General features: G+C 65.7%; 12 protein-coding genes. 5 read left to right on the top strand and 7 right to left on the bottom strand.

All coding sequences use genetic code 11. The features are described 5' to 3' along the window. Positions 1 to 6: 6 nt before the first annotated feature. The gene (locus B0G69_RS00900) at positions 7 to 1,599 is read right to left on the bottom strand and encodes a YbfB/YjiJ family MFS transporter (protein WP_121315248.1); all 1,593 of its coding nucleotides are present in this window, start codon (positions 1,597 to 1,599) and stop codon (positions 7 to 9) included. Between the two features lie 129 nt (positions 1,600 to 1,728). On the opposite strand from B0G69_RS00900, the gene B0G69_RS00905 reads away from it, so the two are divergent. Next, positions 1,729 to 2,691 (top strand): LysR family transcriptional regulator, encoded by a 963-nt coding sequence (locus B0G69_RS00905; protein ID WP_121315249.1) that lies wholly within the window; start codon positions 1,729 to 1,731, stop codon positions 2,689 to 2,691. A gap of 206 nt (positions 2,692 to 2,897) precedes the next feature. Here B0G69_RS00905 and alaS read toward each other — a convergent pair whose 3' ends face one another. Further along, entirely contained in the window at positions 2,898 to 5,522 is a 2,625-nt protein-coding gene (gene alaS, locus B0G69_RS00910; RefSeq protein ID WP_121315250.1) for an alanine--tRNA ligase, read from the bottom strand. Between the two features lie 329 nt (positions 5,523 to 5,851). Here alaS and B0G69_RS00915 point away from each other — a divergent pair, with 329 nt between their 5' ends. Next, a complete protein-coding gene (locus tag B0G69_RS00915) occupies positions 5,852 to 7,072 on the top strand; it encodes a CaiB/BaiF CoA-transferase family protein (RefSeq protein ID WP_121315251.1) in 1,221 nt (406 codons plus the stop codon). A gap of 166 nt (positions 7,073 to 7,238) precedes the next feature. On the opposite strand, the gene B0G69_RS00920 is transcribed toward B0G69_RS00915, so the two are convergent. Continuing rightward, complete coding sequence (locus B0G69_RS00920) at positions 7,239 to 7,799, bottom strand: alpha/beta hydrolase (protein ID WP_121315252.1); 561 nt, start codon at positions 7,797 to 7,799, stop codon at positions 7,239 to 7,241. Positions 7,800 to 8,074: 275 nt separating this feature from the next. Then, a complete protein-coding gene (ggt, locus tag B0G69_RS00925) occupies positions 8,075 to 9,844 on the bottom strand; it encodes a gamma-glutamyltransferase (RefSeq protein WP_121315253.1) in 1,770 nt (589 codons plus the stop codon). A gap of 702 nt (positions 9,845 to 10,546) precedes the next feature. On the opposite strand from ggt, the gene B0G69_RS00930 reads away from it, so the two are divergent. Both B0G69_RS00930 and B0G69_RS00935 read left to right on the top strand, forming a co-directional pair. Then, positions 10,547 to 12,256, top strand: a complete 1,710-nt coding sequence (locus B0G69_RS00930) for a glutamine--tRNA ligase/YqeY domain fusion protein (RefSeq protein WP_121315254.1) — start codon at positions 10,547 to 10,549, stop codon at positions 12,254 to 12,256. A 295-nt stretch (positions 12,257 to 12,551) separates the two neighbouring features. Further along, complete coding sequence (locus tag B0G69_RS00935; protein ID WP_121315255.1) at positions 12,552 to 13,445, top strand: transporter substrate-binding domain-containing protein; 894 nt, start codon at positions 12,552 to 12,554, stop codon at positions 13,443 to 13,445. A 62-nt stretch (positions 13,446 to 13,507) separates the two neighbouring features. Here the strand turns inward: B0G69_RS00935 and B0G69_RS00940 are convergent, their stop codons facing one another. After that, complete coding sequence (locus B0G69_RS00940) at positions 13,508 to 13,957, bottom strand: NUDIX domain-containing protein (RefSeq protein WP_121315256.1); 450 nt, start codon at positions 13,955 to 13,957, stop codon at positions 13,508 to 13,510. Positions 13,958 to 14,039: 82 nt separating this feature from the next. Further along, positions 14,040 to 14,426 (bottom strand): hypothetical protein, encoded by a 387-nt coding sequence (locus tag B0G69_RS00945; protein WP_121315257.1) that lies wholly within the window; start codon positions 14,424 to 14,426, stop codon positions 14,040 to 14,042. A 304-nt stretch (positions 14,427 to 14,730) separates the two neighbouring features. Here B0G69_RS00945 and B0G69_RS00950 point away from each other — a divergent pair, with 304 nt between their 5' ends. Then, positions 14,731 to 14,874 (top strand): hypothetical protein, encoded by a 144-nt coding sequence (locus tag B0G69_RS00950; RefSeq protein WP_241991251.1) that lies wholly within the window; start codon positions 14,731 to 14,733, stop codon positions 14,872 to 14,874. A gap of 63 nt (positions 14,875 to 14,937) precedes the next feature. On the opposite strand, the gene B0G69_RS00955 is transcribed toward B0G69_RS00950, so the two are convergent. Beyond that, positions 14,938 to 16,392: a cytochrome c peroxidase gene (locus B0G69_RS00955; RefSeq protein WP_241991342.1), complete on the bottom strand. Its 1,455-nt coding sequence runs from the start codon at positions 16,390 to 16,392 to the stop codon at positions 14,938 to 14,940. Positions 16,393 to 16,441 lie beyond the last annotated feature (49 nt).

Raw genomic sequence — 16,441 nt, forward strand, 5'->3', positions numbered from 1 at the left:
GGCGCGTTATTTGTTTCCCATTGCGCGTTGGGTCGGGCAACTCCGCGACCGCTCATTGCAACCGCAGTCCGGCATACGCGCCCGGCCTCGGCCACGCGGCACGCGCGCCACCACGACCAGACCCGCCGCGCCGAGCAGCAGCGCGCCCGCCGCCAGCCAGAGTGCCGGCGAGAACGATCCCGTGTGCCCGGCGATCGGCGCGGCAACCAGCGGGCCGACGATCTGACCGATACCGTAGGCCGCCGTCGCGTACCCCATCAGCCCGGCTGCGTCGTCGCCGCGCAGACGCCGCGCCTCGCGCATGGCGAACAGCGTGATCGCGGTGAACGGCAGGCCGATCAGGATGCTGCCCAGAGAAAAGCCACCCGCCGTCGGCCAGACGATCCCGAGTGCGATGCCGAAGGCTTGCAGCACATAACTGCCGGCGAGCAGCGTGCGGTTATCCCAGTGCGTCGGCAGACGCGCCGCCAGCAGCGCGCCGACCATCAGCGCCACGCCGAACATCGGCCAGAACAGGTCGGGCCACGACGATCCTGGCAGCGCGTGGCGCGCGATCACAGGCAGGAAAGTCGCGGTGATGATGTAGCCGAAACCGGGGACGCCGTAGAGCAGGATCAGCCAGAGGGCGTCGGCGCGGTGCGGGGCGGGGGTTAGGGGGGCTTGGTCGAGGTTTGGCCGGCTAGCGGTATGTCCGCTGGAGAGCGCTGCGTGGGCGGGATGGTTGGGGGTTCGCTCTCTCTCGGTGGATTCGCGGCTCACGGCTCGCAGGTCCGCTGCGGGTTGCCCAAACGCGCGCTCGTCCGCTGTGGATTGCCCAACGGCCCGTTCGTCCGCTGCGGGCTGAGCCACGGCGTGCTCGCCGGAAGCAGGGCTCGCGGTGAATCGGCTCGCGGCCCGCTCTCTCACGACTGAATGTCCGGCCACACGCTGCGCCGCATTCCCGCTGTCCGCCGGAACACCCTTGCGAGCCGCCGCCCACTTCCCACTGACGCCGGACGCAGCGCCAAAGACAGGCCAAACCACAATCGACAGAACCGCGCCGATCAGCCCAAAGCCGATCCACCCCGCCGCCGCGCCATAGCCGCCTGCGGCGCTCACCAGCAACCCGGTCCCGGCGATCCCGACCCCCGGTCCGGTATAAATCACCCCACTCCACGCCTGCGCGCCCAGTTCGGCGAGCCGCCGCAGGCCCCACTGCGACGCGAAGACGAACGTCCACGCGCTGACCGCGCCGGCGATAAAGCGCACCACCGCCCACACCCAGAACTGGCTTGTGACGCCCATCGCCAGCGTCAGCAGAACCGTCACGACGAGCCCTACGCGCACCATGCGCGCCGGTTCGACCCGCAACGCGGCGCAACTGACCGCGCCGATGAAATAACCCGCGTAATTGAACGACGCCAGCCAGCCGCCCTGCTGGATGTCGAGCTGCGGCTGACCGAGCGCGCCGCCATGCAGCATCAACGGCAGCAGCGGCGTGAACGCGAATCGCCCGATGCCAAGCGTGACGGCCAGCGTCACCATGCAGGCGAGCGCCGCACGGCGCGCCGCATGGGGCTCGGAAAAGCGATCGTAGGGACGGGAAGCGAGGTCGGTCATGATCGGGAGGCAGTGACGGTGAGGCGGGCCGGCGCAGCGGCCGGGTCGATTGGTCAAATGCATATTAGCTTGACCTTTCAATCACTAAAAGTGAATAATTACGATATAAACCATCGCCCGGAGAGAATCATGGATCTGGCCGCCTTGACCATTTTCCGCGCGGTCGTGCGGGAAAACGGCGTGACGCGCGCCGCTGCCAAGCTCAATCGCGTGCAATCGAACGTGACCACGCGGATCAAGCAGCTCGAGGAGCAGCTCGGCACCGACCTGTTCATCCGCGACGGCCGCCGGCTCGTCCTGACGCCGGCGGGCGAAACGCTGCTCCCCTACGCCGAGCGCCTGCTCGCGCTCGCCGACGAGGCGCGTCACGCGGTGCGCGAGGATCGGCCGAGCGGACGCTTGCGGTTGGGCACGATGGAGAGCGTCGCGGCGACGCGCCTGCCCGCCCTGCTCGCGCAATATCACCAGCAATGGCCCGCCGTCGCGCTGGAACTGGAGACCGGCACCACCGGCAAGCTGATCGAACGGGTGCGCGAGTTCGAAGTGGATGCGGCGCTCGTGGCGACACCGCTGGACCCGGCTTCGCTCGGCGATCTGTTCGAAACGGTGCCGGTGTTCAGGGAAGAGCTGGTGATGCTCACGCCGCGCGGACATCGGCCGATACACGAAGTGCGCGACGTCGCGCTATCGACGCTGATCGCGTTCGAGCGTGGCTGTGCGTACCGGGCTTATATCGAGAAGTGGTATCTGGAGCACGGCGTGAGGCCCGCGCGCGTGCTGGAACTCGGCTCGTATCACGCGATCGTCGCGTGCGTGGCAGCCGGTGCGGGCGTGGCGGTGGCGCCGCGCTCAGTGCTGGATCTGCAAACCGACACCAGCAATATCGCGGTTCACGAACTGCCCGATATCGGGATAATCGAGACGCTGCTCGTGTGGCGGCGCGGGCATTTTTCGTCCGCGCTCAATGCGCTGCGGCGCACGCTCGTGACGGCTGAGGAAGGAGGTGTGGCCGCGCCGATGGACGCAGTGGCCGGAACGGACACGACGCTTGCGACCGCCAAGGCAACGGCCGCGAATGTGGGCGCCGCCTGAGGGTGGCTAGCGGCACCGCAAAAAACGCCAAAGCCGAATCCGCATAAACGTCGGGAACCGACCGCAGGCCCGCCGCGTGCGAAACCGTGAATCGCGCCGCGTCAGCACATGCCCGGAGCGACGACGGCACGGAAAAAAACCTGGGCCACGCGACACGCCCAATTTCTGGCGCCCCGCGTGGCCCTTACGGTTCAATCAGACTCGAATCAGAGCTGGCCTTCGACCCAGGCCTTCACGCCAGCCAGCGCAGCAGGCAGATTCGCCGGCTCGGTACCGCCAGCCTGCGCCATGTCCGGCCGGCCGCCGCCCTTGCCGCCAACTTGCTGCGCGACGAAGTTGACCAGCTCACCCGCCTTCACCTTCTTGCTTGCATCGGCGGTCACACCGGCGATCAGGCTTACCTTGCCGCCTTCGACCGAAGCCAGCACGATCGCCGCGCTCTTGAGCTTGTCCTTGAGCTTGTCGACCGTCTCGCGCAGCGTCTTGACGTCCGCGCCGTCGAGCGTGGCCGCCAGCACCTGCACGCCGGCGACTTCGATCGCCTGACCGGCCAGTTCATCGCCCTGGCTCGACGCGAGCTTCGACTTCAACGCGCTCAGTTCCTTCTCCAGCGACCTCACCTGATCCTGCACCTGGCTGATCCGCTGCGTCAGTTCCGACGGCTGCGCCTTCAACACCGCCGCGGCCGCATTGATGCGCGCGTCGAGGTCCTGCACGTAGCGCACCGCGTTGTCGCCCGTAATCGCTTCCACGCGACGAATACCCGCCGCCACGCCGCCTTCCATCACGATCTTGAAGAGCCCGATGTCGCCGGTGCGATGCACGTGCGTGCCGCCGCACAACTCACGCGAGAAACCGAGGTCGAGCACGCGCACTTCGTCGCCGTACTTTTCGCCGAACAACGCCATCGCGCCGCCCTTCACCGCTTCGTCGTAAGGCATCAGACGCACGATGCCCGGCGCGTTCGCGAGCACTTCGGCGTTGACGATCTCTTCGACGCGGCGAATCTGCTCGTCCGTCATCGGCGCGTTGTGCGCGAAGTCGAAACGGGTCTTGTCGGCGTCGACGAGCGAGCCCTTCTGCTGCACGTGCGCACCGAGCACTTCGCGCAGCGCCTTGTGCATCAGGTGCGTGGCCGAGTGATTGCGCTCCGTGCGGGCGCGGCGCACCGCGTCGATTTCCGCCTTCACGACGTCGCCCACCTTCAGCGTGCCCTGTTCGAGCGTGCCGTGATGGCCGACCACGTCAGCCTGCACCTTCAACGTGTCCGCGACGGCAAAGCGCACGCTGGCGTTCGCGAGCAAGCCCTGGTCGCCGACCTGACCGCCCGACTCCGCGTAGAACGGCGTGTGATCGAGCACGACGACAGCCTGCTGGCCGTGCGCCACTTGCTGCACCGATGCGCCGTCCACGTACAGCGCGATCACTTTGGCGTCGTCGAAGACGATTTCTTCGTAGCCGTGGAACGTGGTCTTCGCGCCCGAATATTCGAGGCCTTGCGCCATCTTGAACTTGCCCGCCGCGCGCGCCTGTTCGCGCTGGCGCGCCATCGCTTCGTCGAAGGCCGGTTCGTCGACCGTCACTTCGCGCTCGCGGCATACGTCCGCGGTCAGATCCAGCGGGAAACCGTAGGTGTCGTGCAGTTTGAACGCGAGTTCGCCGTCGAGCGTCTTGCCGCCCTTCGCTTCGAGGGCGGCCAGCGCGGCGTCGAGAATCGACATGCCGTGCTCGATGGTTTCGAAGAAGCGTTCTTCTTCCTGACGCAGGACATCGGTAACGCGCTGCTCCGCTTCTTTCAGTTCCGGATAGGCTCCGCCCATCTGCGCGACGAGGTCCGCGACCATGCGATGGAAGAACGAACCCTTCTTGCCCAGCTTGTAGCCGTGGCGGATCGCGCGGCGCACGATCCGGCGCAGCACGTAGCCACGGCCTTCATTGCCCGGGATCACGCCGTCGACGATCAGGAACGAGCACGCGCGGATGTGATCGGCGATCACCTTCAGCGAGTTGTTGCTCAGGTCGCTCACGCCGGTTTCGCGGCCCGCCGCCTCGATGAGCGCCTGGAACAGGTCGATCTCATAGTTGCTGTGCACGTGCTGCAGCACCGCGGCGATCCGCTCCAGGCCCATGCCGGTGTCGACGCACTGCTTGGGCAGCGGCGTCATGTTGCCCTGCGCGTCGCGGTTGAACTGCATGAACACGAGATTCCAGATCTCGATGTAGCGGTCGCCGTCTTCTTCAGGCGATCCCGGGGGGCCGCCCCACACGTCCGGGCCATGGTCGTAGAAAATTTCCGAGCACGGACCGCACGGGCCGGTGTCGGCCATCTGCCAGAAGTTGTCCGACGCGTAGCGCGCGCCCTTGTTGTCGCCGATGCGGATGATGCGCTCGACCGGCACGCCCACTTCCTTCGCCCAGATGTCGTGCGCTTCGTCGTCTTCGTGATAGACGGTGACCCAGAGCTTTTCCTTCGGCAACTGGTAGACGCCCGTCAGCAATTCCCACGCGTAGTGGATCGCGTCGCGCTTGAAGTAGTCGCCGAACGAGAAGTTGCCGAGCATTTCGAAGAACGTATGGTGACGCGCGGTGTAGCCGACGTTTTCCAGATCGTTGTGCTTGCCGCCCGCGCGCACGCTGCGCTGCGCGGTGGTGGCACGCGAATACGGACGCGATTCCGCGCCGAGGAACACATCTTTGAACTGCACCATTCCCGAATTGGTGAAGAGCAGTGTCGGGTCGTTGCCGGGCACAAGGCTCGACGAGCGAACGATCGTATGGCCCTTCGATTCGAAGAACTTGAGGAATTTCTCGCGGATTTCGGCGGCTTTCATAGCGTGCGGGGGACGGTCCTGGCTGTTACCGGGCGGCATCGTGGGATGCGCCAACTGTTCGTTTCTTAAACGACTGATTATACGGGATCGGCGCGGCTGCGCGGCAGGCCGCCCGGCACAGTTAGCCGTTTGGCCAGGTTTGGCTGGGTAGCCGTGATATCGGCAGATGCGCGGGATACGCGCCGGGCCAGGTGCGGGCTATGTGCGAGCCACTGCGATTCGTCCTATGACGTTCGGCTGACTGCGCCGGCATGCGGGAATCGCTTAAGATTGCCCCCATCCGCGGCGCCTTGCGCGCCGCTTGCGCTACCTAGGAGACATTCAACAAGATGGGCGCTCTCAGTCATATCCGCGTGCTGGACCTCACTCGCGTGCTCGCCGGGCCCTGGTGCGCGCAGACGCTCGCCGATTTCGGCGCCGACGTCATCAAGATCGAACGTCCCGAAGTCGGCGACGACACTCGCCACTGGGGCCCTCCGTATCTCAAGACACCGGAAGGCGCGGACACGCGCGAGGCCGCGTACTACCTCGCGGCGAATCGCAACAAGCGCTCGGTTACGGTCGATATCGCATCGCCCGAAGGCCAGCGGATCATCCGCGAACTGGCCGCGCAAAGCGACGTGGTTCTCGAGAACTACAAGGTTGGCCAGTTGAAGAAGTACGGGCTCGACTACGCATCGCTCAAGGAAGTGAAGCCCGACCTGATCTACTGCTCGGTGACCGGCTTCGGACAGACGGGCCCCTATGCGCAGCGCGCCGGCTACGACTTCATCGTGCAGGGAATCGGCGGCTTCATGAGCATTACTGGCGAGCGCGACGGCCAGCCTGGCGGCGGCCCGCAAAAGGCCGGCGTCGCGATTGCCGACCTGATGACCGGCATGTATTCGACCATCGCCGTGCTCACCGCGCTCACGCACCGCGACCGCACGGGCGAAGGGCAGTACATCGACATGGCGCTGCTCGACGTGCAGGTCGCGATGCTCGCCAACATGAATTCGAACTACCTGGCGAGCGGCCAGCCGCCAGTGCGCTGGGGCAACGCGCATCCGAACATCGTGCCCTACCAGACCTTCCAGACGCGCGACGGCTGGATCATCGTCGCGGTCGGCAACGACGGGCAGTTCCGCAAGTTCGTCGAAGCGGGCGGCCGCCCCGAACTCGCCGACGACGAGCGTTTCGCGACCAACCCGGCGCGCGTGCGTCATCGCGACATCCTCGTGCCGATCCTCGCCGACATGGTTCGACTCCAGGGCAAGCAGCAATGGATCGCCGCGCTCGAGGCAGCCGGTGTGCCGTGTGGGCCGATCAACGATCTCGGCGAGGTGTTCGAGAACGAGCAGGTGGTGGCGCGCGGGATGCGAGTCGATCTGCCACATCCGTCGGGCGGCACGGTCAAGCTGGTGCGCAATCCGATCAACATGAGCGGCACACCGCCCGAAGCGCTGGCGCACCCGCCTATGCTCGGCGAGCACACCGCGAACATTCTGCGCGACGTGCTCGGCTATGACGACGCGAAAGTTGCGGAGCTGCGGGCGAAGTCCGTGATCTGAGTTGAGCGGCGTGGCGTGGCGGCAGAGGTCGGAGCGGTGAGGTGTTGGCGGTTTGATGGCTCGATCGTGCAGCGGGCGCCGCATCCCGCACCCTACAGCGATCACGCCCTCGCGTCGGCCCCGCTGGCGGCGCATGGCGGCGCACGCCGTCGCGCCAACACCCGGCTCAACGCCGCGCGACCACCGAGGCCAGCCAGCGTCGCCCCTCGTCCCAATCGCCGAGTCCGCTATCCGCGTTGATGTGGCCGCGCGCGCCGATATCGATCCAGCGGCTGCCCCACGCGTTCGCACACGTTTGCGAAAACGGCACGCCGCCATAGGGATCGTCGCTGCTCGCCACGACGATGGTCGCGAATGGCAAGCGCGTGAGCGGCACCGGCGCGAAGCCGCTGGCGTCCGGTGGAAAGTGAGGTTCAGAGGGATCGGGCACCGCGACCAGCAATGCGCCCGCCACCTTCGCAAGCTGCGCCGCGCTCGCGTAGTGCGACGCCCAGAAGGCTACCGCCAGGCAGCCGAGACTATGGGCGGCGAACGCCACCGGCGCATCGGCAGTGGCCACTGCGGCATCGAGCGTGCGGCACCACGCGTCGCGCACGGGATGGTCCCAATCCGGCATCTGCACGCGCGCGAACGCGGGGTCGAGTGCCTCCCAGCGGGTTTGCCAGTGGCCGACGCCAGAGCTCCGGTAACCCGGCAGCACGAGTATGTTCAGTTTCTGTTCGCTCATTGTGTTCCCCGCCTGTAGTTGTTTTTTGCCGTTTGCCGTTTGCCGTTTGCCGTTTGCCGTTTGCCGTTTGCCGTTTGCCGTTTGCCGTTTGCCGTTTGCCTCGTGCCGCGCCTGCTTATAACAACTACCCTAGCATCCGCTGCGTTGCGGACCCGCCTCCTACAGCACAGCCACCCGCAGCCGCTTGTTTCGACAACCCCGCCTCTAGGAACCCACCGCCATATCCCGCTCCCCCGCAACTTCCCGCGCCCGCGCCGGCCCCCCGCGTCACCGCATCACCGCATCACCCGCCCCACCCCCACGCCTCGCGGATCGGCCGCCGGCTCAGGCGTCGCGCCCTCGACGCGAATCATCTGCACATCGCCATTGAACGACTGTTCCTCCAGCGTGTAGCCCATCGCCTTCAACTGCTCGGCCAGCTCGCCGCTAACCGGATGGAACGGCTCGAAGTAGATCGTCTTCTGCGGCAGCAACTGGTGATGAAAGCGCATCGCGGCCAGCGCATCGGTCGGCGTCATGTTGAAGTCGTACAGGTTGGTCATCACCTGGAAAATCGACGTCAGAATCCGCGAGCCGCCAGGCGTGCCGATCACCAGCGCCACCCTGTCGTCCTTTAACAAGAGCGTCGGCGTCATCGAAGAAAGCGGGCGACGTCCAGGCGCTACCGTGTTGAGTTCGACGCCGCTCGTGTCGGCCGCGCTTCCGCTGCCGGGCCTGGTCACGAAGTCATCCATCGCATCGTTGAGCAGGAAGCCGCCGCCGTCCACCACCACGCCCGCACCGAAATCGCCGTTCAGCGTATAGGTGTTCGATACCGCGTTGCCCCACTTGTCGACCACCGAGAAATGCGTGGTTTGCGCCTTCTCCGGCATCGTGTCGCCGAGGCCGGGCTTCACCGGCGCCGCGCCCGGCGTTTCGTCGGGCTTGACTTCGTCGGCGCGCTGCGCAAGGTAAGCGTCGTCGATCAGCTTGTCGGTGGGCACCTTGTACGAGTCCGGATCGGCGAGGTATTGCTGCCGGTCGGCGAATACGCGGTCCTCGATCTGTGCGATCAGATGAATGTACGGCGCGCCATTCAGCTCGAGACCGTCGAACGCCTGCTTCAGATCGGCTCTCATCTTCAGCATCTGGATCAGCCCGATGCCGCCCGAGCTCGGCGGCGGCGCGGTGATCACGCGGTAGCCGTTCCAGTCGGCCGACAGCGGCTGGCGCCACACCGCCTTGTACTGCAGCAGGTCCTGCTTCGTGATCAGGCCGTGGCCGTACATCTGCTGGGCGATCAGGTCCGCGGTGCGGCCTTCGTAGAATTCGCGGCCGCCGTCCCCGGCGATCCGCGACAAGGTCTGCGCGAGTTCGGGCTGGCGGAACGTCGCGCCCGCCTTCAGGCTGGAAAAGTAGGCATCGAAATTGGTCCTGCCGGCGAAATTTTTCACAGCCGCATCGCGACGCTGCTGCAGCGACGGGTCGACCGTGAAACCGTCGGTCGCGCAGCGGATCGCGGGTGCGAGCACCTGCTTCCACTTCAGCTTGCCGAAACGCCGCTGCGCCTCCCACATGCCGTCGACGGTTCCCGGCACGCCCACCGCGCGATGACCGACCACGCTCATGCCGGGCACCAGGTTGCCTTTGTCGTCGACGTACATGCCTCGGGTCGCCTGTTGCGGCGCGCGCTCACGGTAATCGAGAAAATACGGCTTGCCGTCCATGAACACCGTCATGAACCCACCCCCACCGATGTTGCCCGCGTCCGGCCGGGTCACGGCCAGCGTGAAGGCGATCGCCACGGCGGCATCCACCGCGTTGCCGCCCGCGGCGAAGATCTGCTGCGCCGCGTCGGCGCTATAGCGATCCGGTACGGCCACCGCCGACGCATCGAGCACCGTTTTGGGCGGCGGCGTTTTCGCCAGCGCGGGGGCTGGCGAAAACGCGCCGCCGGATAACACGGCAAACAGGGCCGAAGCCATTACGATCCGGGAGCGGAAAAAAGAGAAGCGGCAAGCAGAAGCGAAAGGCGCGCGAAGCGCGCCGTGCGTCGGGAGAGACATCCGAGAACTCCGGCAACTAAGGGCGCCATGGTGCACGAACGGCGGCCATTCATGCAAGGCGACAACGGGCGGGGCGGTCTGTGCGGACGGCTGCGGCAGGGGCAGGCACTGCGCGCCGACGCACGGGCCGCACGGCCCAGGGAAATGGGGCGGCGGGTAAGGCGGGCCGCGGAGAACGGGCTTCGCGCCGCGTGAGGCGGCTGGCCGACCGCCGGTGCGCTCACGCAGTCATGGGCGGCACGCAGGCGACATGTGTCCGGCCAGCACGCGACCCCGATGCGCTCCGATGCACATCGAGGTGAATCAAAACGAATCCAGACCTTGCGTTCGCCGAACTCGACATGCGTTCAACGTGAACGCGACACGGATGCGACGGGAATACGGCCAACACCTCGCCGGCAGGTCTCATCACGGACCTCCGTGGCTTCGAAAGCCCCAGTAAAACTCAAAGGCAAGGAAGCCTGCAACACCCTCCGCCGCGCGTTGCGGACGACCCCGCGCCGCTGGCATCCTAAGTCGCTCGCGGGCGCGCGACCAAAGCGTTTTACCTCCTGTTACAGCGTCCCGGCGCCTCAAATTCACGCGAGAAGCGCTTAAACGTTGGCTGCGCGCCGCATTCGCCTGCCGTCGCCGGACTGCTCAGGTAGAATTGTCGGATAAGTGGGCGCACCGCGCGTCCCCGACAGACTTTCACCTTCTCGCATGAATACCGAACGCAACGACGCGCCAGCGGCATCCAATTTCATCCGCAACATCATTGACGACGACAACCGTACCGGCAAGTGGGGCCAGCGCGTCGAAACACGCTTTCCGCCCGAGCCGAACGGCTATCTGCACATCGGTCACGCAAAGAGCATCTGCCTGAACTTCGGCGTCGCGCGCAGCTACGGCGGCGTGTGCCATCTGCGCTTTGACGACACCAATCCGGAAAAGGAAAGCGTCGAATACGTCGACTCGATCATCGACTCGGTGCGCTGGCTCGGCTTCGAGTGGGAAAAAGACGGCAAGGAGCAGCTGTATTACGCGAGCGACTACTACGACAAACTATACGAATTCGCCGAGCTGCTGATCGAGCGCGGCAAGGCGTACGTGGACAGCCAGTCGGCCGAGGAAATGCGCGCGAACCGCGGCTCGGCCACGGAAGTCGGCACGCCGTCGCGCTTTCGCGAGCGCTCGGTGCAGGAGAACCTCGCCCTGTTCCGCCGCATGAAGGCCGGCGAGTTCAAGGAAGGCGAGCACGTGCTGCGCGCGAAGATCGACATGTCGTCGCCGAACTTCAACATGCGCGACCCGGTGATCTACCGCATCCGCTTCGCGCATCACTACCGTACCGGCGATAAATGGTGCGTGTACCCGATGTACGACTACACGCACTGCATCTCGGACGCGCTGGAAAACATCACGCATTCGCTGTGCACGCTCGAGTTCGAAGACCATCGGCCGCTCTACGACTGGATTCTGAACGAGCTCGCCGACGCGGGCATCTTCACGCGCCCGCTGCCGCAACAAATCGAGTTCTCGCGCCTGAACCTCACCTACGCGATCACCAGCAAGCGCAAGCTGCTGCAACTCGTGACCGAAGGCCACGTGGACGGCTGGGACGACCCGCGTTTGCCGACCATCGTCGGCCTGCGCCGGCGCGGCTTCACGCCTGAATCGATCCAGCTGTTCTGCGAGCGCATCGGCATCACCAAGGTCGATTCGTGGATCGACATGAGCGTGTTCGAAGGCGCGCTGCGCGACGATCTCGACGAGAAGGCGCCGCGTATCGCCGCGGTGCTCGATCCGCTCAGGCTGATCATCGACAACTTCCCCGAAGGCGTCACCGAGCCGTGCAGCGCGCCGGTCCACCCGCATCATCCGGAACAGGGCGTGCGCGAGTTTCCGATTTCGCGCGAACTGTGGATCGAGCGCGAGGATTTCAACGAAACGCCGCCGAAGGGCTACTTCCGCCTGTTCCCGGGCAACAAGGTGCGGCTGCGCTACGGCTACGTGATCGAATGCACGGGCGCGGACAAGGACGAGAACGGCAATGTCGTCGCGGTGCATTGCAACTACTTCCCGGACAGCAAGTCGGGCACCGAAGGCGCGAACACCTACAAGGTCAAGGGCAACATCCACTGGGTCAGCGCGGCCGCCGCATGCCCGGCCGAAGTGCGCATCTATGACCGGCTGTTCAAGGAGCCGCAACCGGATGCCGGCGGCCGCGACTTCCTCGAAGCGCTGAATCCGGATTCGAAGCGCGTGGTCAACGCCTACCTGGAGCCGGGCGCGCGCGACGCGCTGCCGGAGCAGCGCTATCAGTTCGAGCGCCACGGCTATTTCGTCGCCGACCGCGTCGATTCGAAGCCGGGCAAGCCCGTGTTCAATCGCATCGTCAGCCTGCGCGACAGCTGGGGCAAGCCGGCGTAAGCTGGAGCGCCCGCAGTTCTCCGCGCGTCTGAAGTTGCAGACGGCGTGCATCCCGCTTCACGGGTTGCACGCCGTTTCGTCGCATGATGGTCTATCGACAGTCACAGCGCGGCCTCATGGGCGCGCCGGTCCGGGAGGCCCGATGAAAGTTGCAGCCCGCCGCCGCGGGGCGAGTGCCGGAACAGGCACCGGGACGATAACGACGCCGGGCGCGGCTCACGACGCATGCCACGCACATCGCACGCGCGCCGTTCGTGCCGCGCGCACCGCCTACCCCGCACGTTTGGCGTATCGCATGCGTTGCGCGTTCGTGGCGCTGGTCACACTCGGCGCGGCCTCGCTCGCCGACCCCGCTCACGCGGACGAACTCACCGGCACGCTGAAAAAAATCCACGACGACGGCGTAATCGTGCTCGGCGTGCGTGAAGCGTCGATCCCGTTCTCGTATTTCGACGGCAAACAGACGGTCGGCTATTCGCAAACCATCGCGCTGCAGATCGTCGATGAAATCAGGAAAACGCTCGGCATGCCGCAGCTGAAGGTTCACGAGCTTACCGTGACCTCGTCGAACCGCACGCCGATGCTGCTGAACAACCAGATCGATCTGGAATGCGGTTCGACCACGCACACGGTGGAGCGCGAAAACGTGGCCGCGTTCTCGAACAGCTTCTTCCAGTACGCGGTGCGCATGATCACGCGCAAGAACAGCGGTATTACGGATTTTCCGGATCTGGCCGGCAAGACGGTCGTGACGACCGCGGGCACGTCCGACGAACGCCTGTTGCGCCGCCTGAATACCGACAAGCATCTGAACATGCGCATCACCAGCGCGCGCGATCATCTGGAAGCCTTTACCGCGGTCAAGGAGGGCCGGGCCGTGGCCTTCGTGATGGACGAGCCGATCGTGTACGGCTTCAAGTCGACCGATCCACGCCCCGACGACTTCATCGTGACCGGCACGCCGCTCGGCTACGAAGTCTACGCGTGCATGTTCCGCAAGGGCGACGAACCTTTCCGCACGCTCGTGAACCGGGTGATTTCGCGCTCGCAGACTTCCGGCGACGCGGAACGTCTGTACCGGCAGTGGTTCACCCAGCCGATTCCGCCGCACGGCATCAATCTGAATTTTCCGCTGTCGGACGCGAACCGCGCACTGTTCGCGCATCCGAACGACCACGCGCTGGATTGAGTGTGGCGCATCGGCGCCAGCGCGTTGGGGGGGCGAGCGGTGAATGGCCACCGTCTACGCCTCTATAACGACCGATGCAACTCCGCCAGCGAGAGCGTCGTCTGAAAGAGCCGCGTGAGACTGCGGCTCGCGTACTTCGGGATTTCATCGATCGCGGCCCAGCGGTACGCGTCCATCTCGGGAATCAGCGTGCCATCGGAGCGCCGCGGGAACAGCGAGGTGCACGTGCATGCGCTCAGATCGAGTTCGTCGGCGCTGGCGCGCGCGGCGAACAGATGCAGATCCTTGTCGCGCCGGTAGACGAACAGCCCCAGATCCTTCAGACGCCCGGGCGCGATCGCGATGCCGGTCTCCTCGACCATCTCGCGCAACGCCGTGACATGCGGCGCTTCACCCTCTTCGCCGTGCCCTTTCGGAATGTCCCAGTGCGACGTTTCTGTGGCGTGCGCAAGCAGCAACCGGCCATCCGGATCGAGCAGAACGATCCCGCAGGAAACGATCCGCGGGCTCATCGACGCTCCGCGCCGCCGCAGCGCGCGGCTTCGAGCGGCGCCGGCAGCAGGCCGGCGCGCGCCGTCATCACGGCCTGCATCCTCAGTTTTTCTTCTGCAATTGCCAGGCGCCGCCTTGCTTGCAGAACTGCGGGCGCAGATGCATCGATTGGCCCTTCGCGTTCAGTTCGACGGAGAGATTGCGGCAGGTACGCCCGCCATCGTGGGTGGTGTCGACGACGGCGATCGTTGCGTCGATCTTCACGCTGTTGCCGGTGCCTTCGTTGACCCAGTGGGCGCTTTCGCCGTCCTTCGTGTCGTTGAGCGCGGCGATGACGGCCTTCTTCACCGACGCCACGTCGCGCTGCTTCATGTAGGACATCGGCGTGTCGTTCAGAAAGCCGAGATTCGCCGCCTGCGCGCCGATTGCACTGCCGAGCAGCAGGCTCGCGCCGGTCAGGTGAAGCAGCACACGGGTTCGCATCGACATGAAAGATTCTCCTCGAAAGTGTTCCGAGCGGTCTCGAGCGCGCGGGCCGCGGCTCTTGATCTGGACCTCAAAAGCATAGCATGCCCCCTGGAACGGCCCGCGCGACGTGGGACGCTGTCAATTTTAGGACGAGCGCAAGCGTCTTATGAAACGCCTTCATAAGATTAGCGTTTCCCTTCCCACAGCCGTCAAGCTTCCGACAGCTCGTCATGAACTTCTTTCTTGCCCTGCAAATTTCGCCGCCACGCTCGCGCTGCCGTGCGTCGCGCTCGTGCCGGCCGCGATCGGCCACGATCCCGGATTGATGCAACGTATCGTACGGATGGACGTCGTGCCGGCCGCGCGCCGGCCCGCTCTGCCGATGCGCGTCGGCGTCGCCTGGGTGCGGGTGGCTTTCGCGCTGCTGATTGGCGCGTGCCATTACATCGTCGCCGGCTCGTTCGACTGAGCGCAGCCGGGTCGTCAACCGCAGGCAGGCCACGGAAACCCCAGGCCCGGCCGCCTCCTGCCGTCAGTTCGCGGCAGCGCCCGTGGTCGCCACATGGACCAGTGCGCCGGGTGCCTGGTACCCGTCGGTCAGCGTCTGCAGAAACGCCACCACGTCCTTGATTTCGGCTTCGTCGAATACCGGTTTGTCGCCCGGTTTGCGGTCGAACGGCGCGTCGGTGTTCAGATTGGTCCAGTAGCGCTGCGGCAGATCGTCGAACTTCTGCACCTTGCCCTTCGAGACCGGATAGAACTTTGCCGGGTTCGTATCGCGTTCGGCGTAAAAGCGCACCGCCTGCTCGAGCGAATGATAGATGCCGTTGTGGAAGAAGCTCTTCTTCAACGCGACGTTGCGTAGCGTCGGCGTGCGGAAAAGGCCGCAGAATTCGTCGCGTCCCTTCAGGTCGGTACGCTCCGGGCCGCACGCGCCAAGGTCGTAGAAGCGCGGATCGCGGTTCACCGGCAGCGCGCGGTTGCGCGGCACGCCGATCGCGATCAGACCGAAGTCGCTGAACTGCGGCGGCGCGCCGTCCCGGGTGCGCTGGCTGATGTGACAGCTCGCGCAATTGCCTTTCTGTTCGTCGTTGAAGAGTTGCAGACCGTGCAGTTCCGCTGGCGTCAGCTGCGCCTTGCCCGCCAGATACGCGTCGTACTTGCTGGTGTACGGATAGAAGACCTCGGGCGTTTGCTCGAACGTTTCGAGCGCCTGCAGCACGGCTTTGAAGGTAGCGTCGTCGTTGTCGAAAATATGCTCGCCGAAGGCCGCGCGGAACGCGTCGGCGTATGGCGCGGCTTTAACCGCCGCCGTGACCTTGGCCGGCGTGCTACCCATCTCGAACGACGACAGCAGCGGAATGCGCGCCTGTTCGCCACCGCGGTCAACCCGCCCGTCCCACGTGAGGCCGCCGGTGGGTCCGGCATCCACGCTTTCATCGCCTTCGTCGTCGGACTCGTGGTAGTGCTCGGCGAACGCCGGCACCGCTTGCAGATACTTCAGCGTCGGCGCGGCGCGCATGCCGGTGCGGTGCATGTCGCTGCCGCCCAGTTGCACCGACAACGCGTTAGCCGGCGCAAAGCCGTGCTCCGGACTATGGCACGACGCACAAGCGAGCTTGCCCGAACCGGAGAGCGACGCGTCGAAAAAGAGCTGCTTGCCGAGCGCCGTCATTTGCCGCACGGATTCGTAGACCTGCGCGCGCGACTGGCCGGCGTCATGGCCCGCGACCTTCACGGCGGAGGCCGCCTCGGGCGCGGCGGAGACGGACGCACTGACAGGGTTCGCCGCGGAAATTGCGCTTGCGCCAGCGGCGGCTTGCGCGCCGCCCTGCGCATTCGCTGCGGCGGCGGCATCCGCGTTAGCACCGCCCGCATCGCAAGCTGCCAGCATCACGGTCACCGTCATAGCGCTGAGCGCGACGAGCACCGCCTGCCGCACGCCCGCTCTCGCCTGCCCGGCGCTCCGCCGTTCTCCTCGCCGCATCATTGTTTCCCCAATCCCCGTGAGACCAAGCCGCATATGAACGATGTGA

This window comes from Paraburkholderia sp. RAU2J (genome assembly GCF_003634845.1).
In the GTDB taxonomy this organism is placed as follows: domain Bacteria; phylum Pseudomonadota; class Gammaproteobacteria; order Burkholderiales; family Burkholderiaceae; genus Paraburkholderia; species Paraburkholderia fynbosensis.

Bases quoted from the DNA above. Each gene is read 5' to 3' on its own strand.
- B0G69_RS00900 (WP_121315248.1), bottom strand. From the start codon at position 1,599: ATGACCGACCTCGCTTCCCGTCCCTACGATCGCTTTTCCGAGCCCCAT.
- B0G69_RS00905 (WP_121315249.1), top strand. From the start codon at position 1,729: ATGGATCTGGCCGCCTTGACCATTTTCCGCGCGGTCGTGCGGGAAAAC.
- alaS (WP_121315250.1), bottom strand. From the start codon at position 5,522: ATGAAAGCCGCCGAAATCCGCGAGAAATTCCTCAAGTTCTTCGAATCG.
- B0G69_RS00915 (WP_121315251.1), top strand. From the start codon at position 5,852: ATGGGCGCTCTCAGTCATATCCGCGTGCTGGACCTCACTCGCGTGCTC.
- B0G69_RS00920 (WP_121315252.1), bottom strand. From the start codon at position 7,799: ATGAGCGAACAGAAACTGAACATACTCGTGCTGCCGGGTTACCGGAGC.
- ggt (WP_121315253.1), bottom strand. From the start codon at position 9,844: ATGTCTCTCCCGACGCACGGCGCGCTTCGCGCGCCTTTCGCTTCTGCT.
- B0G69_RS00930 (WP_121315254.1), top strand. From the start codon at position 10,547: ATGAATACCGAACGCAACGACGCGCCAGCGGCATCCAATTTCATCCGC.
- B0G69_RS00935 (WP_121315255.1), top strand. From the start codon at position 12,552: ATGCGTTGCGCGTTCGTGGCGCTGGTCACACTCGGCGCGGCCTCGCTC.
- B0G69_RS00940 (WP_121315256.1), bottom strand. From the start codon at position 13,957: ATGAGCCCGCGGATCGTTTCCTGCGGGATCGTTCTGCTCGATCCGGAT.
- B0G69_RS00945 (WP_121315257.1), bottom strand. From the start codon at position 14,426: ATGTCGATGCGAACCCGTGTGCTGCTTCACCTGACCGGCGCGAGCCTG.
- B0G69_RS00950 (WP_241991251.1), top strand. From the start codon at position 14,731: ATGCAACGTATCGTACGGATGGACGTCGTGCCGGCCGCGCGCCGGCCC.
- B0G69_RS00955 (WP_241991342.1), bottom strand. From the start codon at position 16,392: ATGCGGCGAGGAGAACGGCGGAGCGCCGGGCAGGCGAGAGCGGGCGTG.